Source organism: Enhygromyxa salina (assembly GCF_000737335.2).
Classification (GTDB): Bacteria; Myxococcota_A; Polyangia; order Nannocystales; family Nannocystaceae; genus Plesiocystis; species Plesiocystis salina_C.
Genome location: NZ_JMCC02000103.1, coordinates 23,516 through 32,936 on the forward strand (window position 1 = coordinate 23,516; position 9,421 = coordinate 32,936).

Here is a 9,421-nt window from a genome sequence, read left to right on the forward strand (position 1 = left end):
GTGACCATCCAACAGATGCTCCTCGCCATTCCGGCGGCCGGTGTGCTGGCGTTGATCTACGCCGCCTACACCTCGTTTTGGATCAAGGGGCGCGACGCCGGCAACGAGCGCATGCAGAACATCGCCACGCAGATCCAGCGTGGTGCGATGGCCTTCTTGCGCGCCGAGTACTCGGTGCTGATCGGCTTCGTCGCGCTCGTGGCCTTTGGCCTGTTCATGCTCAACCGCACCGAGCCGACCTCCGATCCGCTGGTCGCCCTGTCGTTCGTGCTTGGCGCGGGCGCCTCGGGCCTCGCTGGGTTCTTCGGCATGCGCGTCGCCACCCAGGCCAACGTGCGCACGGCGGCGGCGGCCCGCACCGGCCTCGCGCCGGCGCTGCAGATCGCGTTCCGCGGCGGCGCCGTGATGGGCATGAGCGTGGTCGGCCTCGCGCTGCTCGGGCTCGGCTCGCTGTTTTGGTTCTACCTTGGTCAGTTCAAGGTCGACATCACCGCCCTCGACACCGCGATCAACGGGTTCCGGTTCAGCAAGCTGATCAACGTGCTCGCTGGGTTCTCGATGGGTGCCTCCTCGATCGCCCTGTTCGCCCGCGTGGGCGGCGGTATCTACACCAAGGCGGCTGACGTCGGCGCCGACCTGGTCGGCAAGGTCGAGGCGGGGATCCCCGAGGATCACTTCCTCAACCCTGCAACGATCGCCGACAACGTCGGTGACAACGTCGGTGATGTGGCCGGCATGGGCGCCGACCTGTTCGAGTCCTACGTGGGCTCGATCATCGGCGCGATGATCCTGGGCGCGGTCGCGGTCCACGGCGGGTTCGAGGCGGCGCTGCTGCCCCTGATCCTGGCCGCGGTCGGCATCGTGGTCTCGATCCTCGGCACCTTCGTGGTCCGCACGAAGGAAGGCGGCAACCCGCAGATCGCCCTCGACGCTGGCTCGTTCGGCGCCGCGGCCGTGATGCTTGGGCTCAGCTACCTGATCATCGACTACTTCGTGAAGATGGCCGGCCCCGCTGGCATCCAGTTCGCGGAGTTCGACGGCCCGCTGCAGACCCTGCACCTGTTCTACCCGATGGTCGTCGGCCTCGTGGCTGGCGTCGTGATCGGTCTTGTCACCGGCTACTACTGCTCGAAGGGCAAGAAGCCGGTCAACAGCATCGTGGACCAGTCCAAGACGGGGCCCGCGACCAACATCATCGCTGGGATCGGCGTTGGCTTCGAGTCCACCGCGATCCCAATCCTGCTGATCGCCGTGGCGATCTACGTGGCCAACCTCTACGCCGGCCTCTACGGCGTCGCGCTCGCGGCCGTCGGCATGCTGTCGACCACGGGCATCCAGCTCGCCGTCGACGCCTACGGTCCGATCTCTGACAACGCGGGTGGCATCGCCGAGATGTCGGGTCTGCCCAGCAAGGTCCGCGAGCGGACCGACAACCTCGACGCGGTCGGCAACACCACCGCGGCGATCGGCAAGGGCTTCGCCATCGCCTCGGCGGCGCTCGCTGCCCTGTCGCTGTTCGCGGCCTACCGCAAGCTCGCGCTTGGCAACACGGACATCGTGCTGACCGATCCCGAGGTCCTGATCGGCATGCTGCTTGGCGGCATGCTGCCGTTCTTGTTCTCGGCCATGGCCATGAAGGCGGTCGGCGCCGCCGCCATGGAGATGATCGAAGAGGTCCGTCGGCAGTTCAAGGACATCCCGGTCCTGCGCAAGGCCCTGATCCTGGTCGCGAAGGCCGAGGAAGAGGACCGCGAGCTGACCGAGGAAGAAGACGCCGAGGTGATCGCGGCCGGTAAAAAGACCGAGGTCGAGAAGTGCGTGGCGATCTCGACCAAGGCGTCGATCAAGCGCATGGTCATGCCCGGGCTCCTGGCACTGGCTGCACCGCTGATCGTCGGTTGGTGGTCGCCGTTCGCGTTGGGCGGGCTGCTCGCTGGCACCTTGGTGTCAGGTGTGATGCTGGCGATCTTCATGTCCAACGCCGGTGGCGCGTGGGACAACGCCAAGAAGCAGGTCGAGGACCAAAAGCGGGACGTGGAAAAGAACACCGGCAAGGGCTCCGAGCGCCACAAGGCCGCCGTGATCGGTGACACCGTGGGCGATCCCTTCAAGGACACCGCGGGACCCAGCCTCAACATCCTCATCAAGCTGATGACGATCGTCGCGGTCGTGATCGCGCCGCACATCAACCCCGACAAAGAGGACGTCGCGGCCGCCGCGGCACAATTGGAAGCGCAAGCGGCGTCGGACGAGGCGGGCGCTGCTGGCGACAAAGCCGGCGACAAGGCGAAGCCCAACGGCGACGCCAAACCACATTGACCCGATTCTTCGGACGCAATTTGCGTCACTCAATTAGTCGGGACTAATTGATCAAAGGGACCGCTCGCGGTCCTACGATCACCAAATCGAGGGCGGCTGACCGTTGGGTCAGCCGCCTTTTGCACAATTTTCAATTATGCGTATTTCACGTGCGCAGGTACTGCTAGCTTGCAGATCTGTCACTAGGTGAACCACATTGCGCGGTTCCGGCCACCTTATCGGGCAGGAGTTTCAGCAAATGCCCGACCTCCCCTTCGTCAGCAATCCAGTCTCATCCGATCCCGACGTGGCGTGCGAGCCAACGACGGCCGAGCCGCAAGCGCCAGCCGGACAGAAGCTCTCGATCGTCGCGTTGCGTGAACGCAAGAAAGACCAGACCCGCGAGGCGCTCGCGCTCGCGGCATTCACATTGTTCCAATCCAAGGGCTACGAGGCCACGACGGTCGCCGAGATTGCCCGCGCCGCCGAAGTCTCGCGGCGCACCTTCTTCCGCTACTACGCGACCAAGGACGCGCTGCTGTTCGTCGACAACAGCGACAACCTCGAGCGCTTCAAGGAGCTGCTCGCAACGCTGGGGCCGGACGAGGACAGCTTCGCGCATGTGCGCCGCGCCTCGCTGGCGCTCGCCAAGGAGTACATGCGCGACCGTGATCAGATCCTCGCGCGCGCGCGGATCATCGAGTCGTCGCCGGTCCTCAGCAAGCAAGAGCGGCAACAAGACATGCTGTGGGAGCAAGCGATCGCCGAGTCGCTGCTCGCGGTCTACGAGGCGCCCACCCCGATCGCCCAGCGCCGCGCCCGGATGCTGGCAGGCGCCACCTTCGGGGCCATGCGCGCCACCATGATCGAGTGGCACAACCTCGATGGCCTCGCGGATCTGCCCAGGCTCATGCGCGAGGCTCTCGACCTGTTTGGGCCGAAGGCGCTCGACCACGAGTCCCAACCGCCCAACCCCGCCGCGAACTGACTCGGTCTCCAGGCGCGGAAGTTCTTGGCGGAACCTCCGTGCCTGGCCTACTGGATCACGAATCCTGGGTCACGAATCCTTCTTGAACAGGCCTAGCAGCCCGCCGAAGCCGCTCTTTTTCTTCTCGTCCTTCTTGGTCTTGGTCTCGGCTGCGCTCGTCGAGCCGGAGCGCTCGCGGATCCGCAGGGCTCGCAGCTGGCGCTCGGCGTCGATGTTGCGGGGATTGAGCCGGAGCGCGTCGCCGAAGCTGTGCTTGGCGCTGGTGGTCTCATCGATGCCGAGCTGGATCAGCCCCGTGAAGTAGTGCGCGCGAGCGCAGGCGGGCGCATTCTCGATGATGCCAGCGAGCTGCGTGATCGTCTGCACCGCGCGCTGGCGGTCATTGCCATCGGCGCTGGCCCGAAAGGTCGAGTAGTGCAGCGCGGCCTCGATGTCGCTGTCTTGGGGGCTGAGCGCGTGGGCCTTTTGGAACAGCTCGGCGGCGCGGTTCCACTGCTTGGCGCTCAGTAGCTTGTCGGCGTCGCGGGCGATCATCTCGGCCTCGAACGCGTTGCGGACCACCGCGGACGTGTCTTCACCGGCTTTGATCGGGCCGCCCATCTCGAGCGCCTCGCGTAATTTTTCGCGCTCCTCTTGCTTGGACAGCACCCCGTAGGCCTCGGACAGGGCCGCGAACACCTTCTCGACCCGGGACCGCAGCGGCGCGCGGCCAGTGCTCTCGAGCGCGTCCGGGTGGTAGGCCTTGCTGAGCTCGGACCAGACCGCGCGGATCTGCTTGCGATCCGCGTCTGGCTCGAGGCCGAACATCGCGAACGCGTTGGCCTCGGCCGAGACCCGACCTTCGAGCTCGACGAGGATCCGCTCGAAGGTCTCGTCGTCTTCACGCTTGGCTCGCTTTGGCTCGGCCGGGGACGGCGGCGGCTTGGATGCAGACTTTGATGATGGCGGAGGCGGGGGCCGAACTGGCGGTTTGGGCGCAGCCGGGGGCGGGGGCTCGGCCGCGGGCTCGGGCGTCGCCGGTGCGGCGGCGACTGGTGAGGAGCTCGTGGCCGTGCTCGCGGCAGCGGTTGCACCCTTTGCGATCGACTGCAGCGCGTCGTCGCCAACCCGGAGCATCTGCGCAACCCACAGCGTGTACGCGATCCTGAGCGCGCGACCGCGATCAATTCCGGGGATCATCAGGCTGCGCATCGTGGTCCCCCGCGACAGCGCACCCAGGATCTGCGAGTCGTCGGCTGCGTTGAACCCAAACTGCCGCTGGTAGCGGGCCAGCGCTGGGGTCGCGACCATGTCGCCCGACAGGGCGGTGCCCATCTCTGCCTGGATCCGGCTGTTGTCGTAGTGGGCTTCAACACCCGCGAGCAGCAGGGCGAGCGCGTTGATCTGCCCGAGCTCGTCATCTTTGCCCTTGTCGTGTTCGACCGCCGTGACGGTCACCTGCTCGGCGATCCCATCGCGGGCGAACACGTGGACCAGCCTGCGCGTGCACTGCTCGCGCAGCGCGCTGGTGCGAGTCGGTTCGTCGATCAGCTGCAGGTCCACGAGCACCTGACCGAGCAGCTTCCCGTTGCTCGCGGCCAGGGCCGCGAGACCCCGCTCGAGCCCGGCCAAGTCGATCGCCCCGTCACGAACCAACATCTCGCCAAGGCGATCCTCGGGGCTGACCCAGTCACAGAACACTGGCATGCCCCCGCGCACCCAGATCGTGCGCTCGCCCGCGGGCTCGCGTTGCGTCAGCGACACCGTGCCCGTGAAGCGCTGGCGCAACAGCCCAAACAACAGACGTGGGAACGACACGGATCCGGCGGCGGATCCCAAACTGTAGGTGCGCGAGCCACCTGTCGATCCGGTCATGCCGCACGAGGTTACCACGGTCGATACAGGTAAACCCGGCTGGCGAGATCGTTGGCGACCCTGTTACCGTCGCGGACCCACCATGCTGCAGCACCAAGGAAGCCGGCCCTCGTGAGCATCAGCTTCGCCGTCGGCCACGACCGCGTCCGCTTCGCTGGCATGACCCATGTCGGCCGGGTGCGCTCGCACAACGAAGACAACCTCCTGATCCCCGACGAGGTCCCGATCGCGGTCGTGTCGGACGGCATGGGCGGCCACGCCTGCGGTGAGGTTGCGAGCCAGATCACCGTCGACGTGATCGGCAGCTTCTACAAGCGCGCCGCCGCCGAGGGCCCGCGCACCTGGCCGTTTCGCTTGCCTTCGGTCGAGGTCGAGAAGAACCGGATGATCACCGCGATCAAGCTGGCCAACTCGGAGATCTTCGACACCGCCGCGGCCGAGGCCGAGAAGGCGGGCATGGGGTGCACCGTCGAGGCCATGTACTTCTCGCAGGGCCGCTTCTACATCGGTCACGTCGGCGACAGCCGGGTCTACCGAATCCGCGACGGCTCGATCCAGTTGATGACCGAGGATCACTCGCTGCTCAACGACTGGCGCCGCATGAAGGAGATGACCGGCGAGGAGATTCGCACCTTCCCCCACCGCAACGTGGTCGTGCGCGCGCTCGGCCTCGGCGACCACGTCGCCGTCGATGTCTACGTAGAGGAGTACAAGATCGGCGACATCTACCTGATGTGCTCGGACGGGCTCAACGACATGCTCGAGGACGACGAGATCCTTCAGCACGTCGAGACCAAGAAGAAGCGGCTCGACGGGGCTTGCCAGGCGCTGATCGACGCGGCCAACGAGGCCGGAGGCAAGGACAACGTGACGGTGCTGCTCGCCCACGTCCTCGAAGCCTGAGGTCGGGTCCGTCGGGTCGGGTCCGTCTGGGGGAACGCTTCGCTCTCAGGGGCCTTTTTTGGTGAGCAGGGCTGTGCTAAGAAGCCCGCCACGCGCTCGTAGCTCAGCTGGATAGAGCACCAGGCTTCGAACCTGGGTGTCGGAGGTTCGAATCCTTCCGGGCGCGCTTTGCCGACAACAACCCGCTCTAAACTTTGATCGACGCCGGCGGACCCGTCATGGGGCCACCGGCGGTCGGGTTTTTGGGGGGGGTCGAGACGAGCCCGGCGCCTACATGCCGCCCATGCCACCGGACGCGGGCTGAGCTGGGGCGGCGCCGCCACCCATGCCGCCCGATGCCGGTTGCGCGGCCGGAGCCGCGCCGCCACCCATGCCGCCCGATGCTGGCTGCGCGGCCGGAGCCGTGTCCCCACCAAGCTTGCCACCCGCAGCCGGCGGCGTGCCGGCGGCTGGCGGGGTACCTGCAGCACCGTCGAGCTTGTTCGAGGGTGCCCCCGCGCCGCCGGCCTTGGCTGGCGCGGCCGTGGCCGGGTTGGCCTTCTCCAATTCCGCGATGTACTTGTCCATGCGGGAGTTGAGCGCCCCGAGCTTCTTGATCTTCTCCTCGTCGGTGCCCGCGGCCATGATGTCCGCGTGCTCCTTGTCGAACTCGGCGATCTTCTTGTCGAATTCGGCCTTGTTCGCGGGCTGCTTGGTGGTCAGCACCGAGATCTTGTCTTTGTTGGCCTTGAAGCGGCTCTCGGCCCCTTCAACGGTGGGCGTGCCACAGGCAGCCACGGCGAGGGTCAAGGAGCCAGCGAGGAGGAGGGCGGTGAACGGTGCGGGGAGCTTCATGTTGGGGTCTCGTCGATCTCGAGTGGGAGTTGGGGAGTCAGTTGTTGTCGGCGCCGCCGTAGGCCTCGGCCTCGAGCGTGTCTGCGGCCCGGGCCACGAAGAACATCGCCTTGCGGAAGCTGTTGTCGTCGCTGCCGAGCACGCGCAGCGAGTGCTTGACGATCACCTTGTCGTCCTTGATCGCGGTGCAGCCATAGGACAGCTTGACGGAGAAGCGCATCACCGCGGCGAGGTCACGCGCGACCGAGATGTGGCCGGCGACCGACCACACGTAGGCGATTGGATCGCCCTCGGGATCGTTGCCCTGCGCGAGCGTCACGACCTGGGTGCGACCGCCCTGCAGCCCGACCTCGACCCGGATCTCGCCGTTGGCGTCTTGGCGCAGCGGCCATCGGTTCTGGGTAGCAACACGGTTGATGGTGTCCAGTAGCGTCATGGTGCGGGTCCTGCGAAAATTTAGTCGAGCGAACACCGCGGGGTCAAGCGGGCGTCACGCCTGGGTTGGCTGCTTGGCGCGCAGCCAGCTCGCGCGTTGGCGGGACTTGTAGATGGCCCGGCCCTCCTGCGTGAAGCGAAACGCATAGGTGACGAACAGCTGGCCCTTGAGCTCGCGCAGCTCCTCGACCTTCAGCTCACAGCGCAGCGACGGCCCGATCCGTCCCAGCCCACGAAATCGCGCATCCAAGATGTTGGTTCCAAACCCGACCCAGCCGTCGGTCATCCGCAGGTTCAAGACCGTGACCGCGTGGATGTTGCCAAGCGTACCGGTGATCTGAACCATGACCGCCCCCGGCACGTGCTTGGGTTGGCCCGGCCAAGCGCGCTGGGCCACCACGAGGGGATGGGACGTCAGCTCACTGGTGTCACAGATCCCAACGAGGTGGTGCTCACCGCTGTCGACGATGTCGTGCACGAACCACTGATCCGGCGTGTACAGGCTCTCGCTAGTGAACAGCTCGGGGATCGGCATGGGCGCGACTCTACCCAAGCGCCGGGCGCTGTCCACGTGGCGGGATTCTGCTATTGCATGCGGCCCAGTGCGAAGCATTCGCCAACACGTGAACCCGCTCGGGGCCCACTACCTGGTCGCCCGCGCCGAGCGGATCGACGTGCCCGCTGCAGCCGAGCGCGTCGAGGTCGAGCTTGGCTGCGCCGATGCAAAATTCTCGTTCGAGCTGGCTGCGAGGCGACCCCAGGACTTCGTAGTTGGGCTCGAGATCCGCGAGGCCCTGGTCGAGCGCAACCGTGAGTGGGCCCAGCGCTACGGCCACACCAACCTCGCGTTCGGCTACGTCAACGTCAACGTCGATCTGGCGCGGGTGTTCGCGCCGGCCTCGGTCGATCGCTTCCACGTGTTGTTCCCCGATCCATGGTTCAAGGCGCGCCATCGCAAGCGCCGGGTCGTGGATCCGGCGATGCTCGAGGTCGTCGCCACGCAGCTGCGTCCCGGCGGTGAGCTGCACGTCGCCAGCGACGTGTTCGAGCTCGCGCTCGCAGCCATGGCCGAGCTCGAGGCCCCCGAAGCCGAGGCGCTCGGGTTCTACAACCTCGCCGGCGAGTGGGCCTTTACCCGAGACAACCCGTGCGAAGCCAGCAGCCGCCGCGAAGACACGACCCTGGCTCGCGGCCTACGGGTCTGGCGGATGCGCTATCAGCTGCGAACACCGGGAGCCAAGCAAACCCCGTGACGGGCACCCACGCCGACTGGCTCGCGGCCGAGCCCTTCACCTTGGTGCTCAGCGCCGGCTTCTTTGGTTTCTACGCCCACGTCGGGTTGGTCTGCGCGTTGGAGCGGGCATGTCTTCGTCCGCGGCGCGTGGTCGGGAGCTCGGCTGGGGCGATCTGTGGAGGGCTATGGGCCAGCGGGATCCCGGGCCCGGATCTGGTCGAGCTGCTCCGGGATCTACAGCGCCAAGACTTCTGGGATCCAAGCTGGCAGGACCTGCGCAGCGCCGCTGCAGCTCGGGATCCCGGCACGCGCCTGGGTCTGCTGCAAGGTCGCAAGCTCGACGCCCTGCTAGCCAACGCGCTGGCGGCGTCCGGCCTCGGCGTCGAGCGCATCGAGCAATGCGAGATCCCCTTCGCCGCGATCACCCACGAGCTCCGATCCCGACGCACCCACGTGCACGAGCGCGGACTCCTGCGCCCCGCGATCCGAGCCAGCGCCGCGCTCCCGATCATGTTCGGCCCCGTGCGCATCGACGGCCGCCTCCACGCAGACGGTGGGATCAGCGATCGCCCCGGCTTCTCCGCCCTCGCCCCCAACGAGCGCGCCCTCTACCACCACCTCCCCCACCGCTCCCGCTGGCCCCGCCTCTCCGGCGACGAAGCCAGCGAACGAACCAGCTCCCCCACCCGCAAGGTCATCACGATCGACGACCTCCCCCGCGTCCACCCAGCCGCCCTCCACCGCGGCCTCGCGGCCCTGACCCACGCCCGCGACCACACCCTACGCTGGCTTTCCTTTACCCCCACATAGGGCTTGGCCCTTCGCCGACTGCAGCCGCTGGCGCGTCTGGTCGCTTCGCTCCTCGGGGCCGTTTG

The 9,421-nt window shown here is 67.0% G+C and carries 9 protein-coding genes and 1 tRNA gene; 6 read left to right on the forward strand and 4 right to left on the reverse strand.

Going from position 1 to position 9,421, the window contains the following annotated elements; translation table 11 throughout:
• Positions 1 to 6: 6 nt before the first annotated feature.
• Both DB30_RS31695 and DB30_RS31700 read left to right on the forward strand, forming a co-directional pair.
• Positions 7 to 2,319 carry a sodium-translocating pyrophosphatase gene (locus DB30_RS31695; protein ID WP_420870690.1) on the forward strand — a complete coding sequence of 771 codons (2,313 nt, stop codon included), beginning with the start codon at positions 7 to 9 and terminating at the stop codon, positions 2,317 to 2,319.
• A 238-nt stretch (positions 2,320 to 2,557) separates the two neighbouring features.
• Complete coding sequence (locus DB30_RS31700) at positions 2,558 to 3,286, forward strand: TetR family transcriptional regulator (RefSeq protein ID WP_052556087.1); 729 nt, start codon at positions 2,558 to 2,560, stop codon at positions 3,284 to 3,286.
• Between the two features lie 69 nt (positions 3,287 to 3,355).
• On the opposite strand, the gene DB30_RS31705 is transcribed toward DB30_RS31700, so the two are convergent.
• The gene (locus tag DB30_RS31705; protein ID WP_146661492.1) at positions 3,356 to 5,140 is read right to left on the reverse strand and encodes a J domain-containing protein; all 1,785 of its coding nucleotides are present in this window, start codon (positions 5,138 to 5,140) and stop codon (positions 3,356 to 3,358) included.
• A gap of 111 nt (positions 5,141 to 5,251) precedes the next feature.
• On the opposite strand from DB30_RS31705, the gene DB30_RS31710 reads away from it, so the two are divergent.
• Both DB30_RS31710 and DB30_RS31715 read left to right on the forward strand, forming a co-directional pair.
• A complete protein-coding gene (locus DB30_RS31710) occupies positions 5,252 to 6,043 on the forward strand; it encodes a Stp1/IreP family PP2C-type Ser/Thr phosphatase (RefSeq protein WP_146661494.1) in 792 nt (263 codons plus the stop codon).
• Positions 6,044 to 6,135: 92 nt separating this feature from the next.
• Positions 6,136 to 6,209 (forward strand) — tRNA-Arg (locus tag DB30_RS31715).
• A 104-nt stretch (positions 6,210 to 6,313) separates the two neighbouring features.
• On the opposite strand, the gene DB30_RS31720 is transcribed toward DB30_RS31715, so the two are convergent.
• The 3 genes from DB30_RS31720 to DB30_RS31730 are packed head-to-tail and all read right to left on the reverse strand — an operon-like array spanning position 6,314 to position 7,847.
• On the reverse strand, positions 6,314 to 6,877 hold the full coding sequence (locus tag DB30_RS31720) for a hypothetical protein (protein ID WP_052556093.1): 564 nt from the start codon (positions 6,875 to 6,877) through the stop codon (positions 6,314 to 6,316).
• 37 nt (positions 6,878 to 6,914) lie between these two features.
• Positions 6,915 to 7,313 carry a hypothetical protein gene (locus tag DB30_RS31725; protein WP_052556095.1) on the reverse strand — a complete coding sequence of 133 codons (399 nt, stop codon included), beginning with the start codon at positions 7,311 to 7,313 and terminating at the stop codon, positions 6,915 to 6,917.
• Positions 7,314 to 7,367: 54 nt separating this feature from the next.
• Entirely contained in the window at positions 7,368 to 7,847 is a 480-nt protein-coding gene (locus tag DB30_RS31730; RefSeq protein ID WP_052556097.1) for a hypothetical protein, read from the reverse strand.
• 88 nt (positions 7,848 to 7,935) lie between these two features.
• On the opposite strand from DB30_RS31730, the gene trmB reads away from it, so the two are divergent.
• Both trmB and DB30_RS31740 read left to right on the forward strand, forming a co-directional pair.
• Complete coding sequence (gene trmB, locus DB30_RS31735) at positions 7,936 to 8,565, forward strand: tRNA (guanine(46)-N(7))-methyltransferase TrmB (protein WP_052556098.1); 630 nt, start codon at positions 7,936 to 7,938, stop codon at positions 8,563 to 8,565.
• A complete protein-coding gene (locus tag DB30_RS31740) occupies positions 8,562 to 9,356 on the forward strand; it encodes a patatin-like phospholipase family protein (protein WP_052556100.1) in 795 nt (264 codons plus the stop codon). The genes trmB and DB30_RS31740 overlap by 4 nt, the downstream gene beginning before the upstream one ends.
• The last annotated feature ends 65 nt before the right edge of the window (positions 9,357 to 9,421 follow it).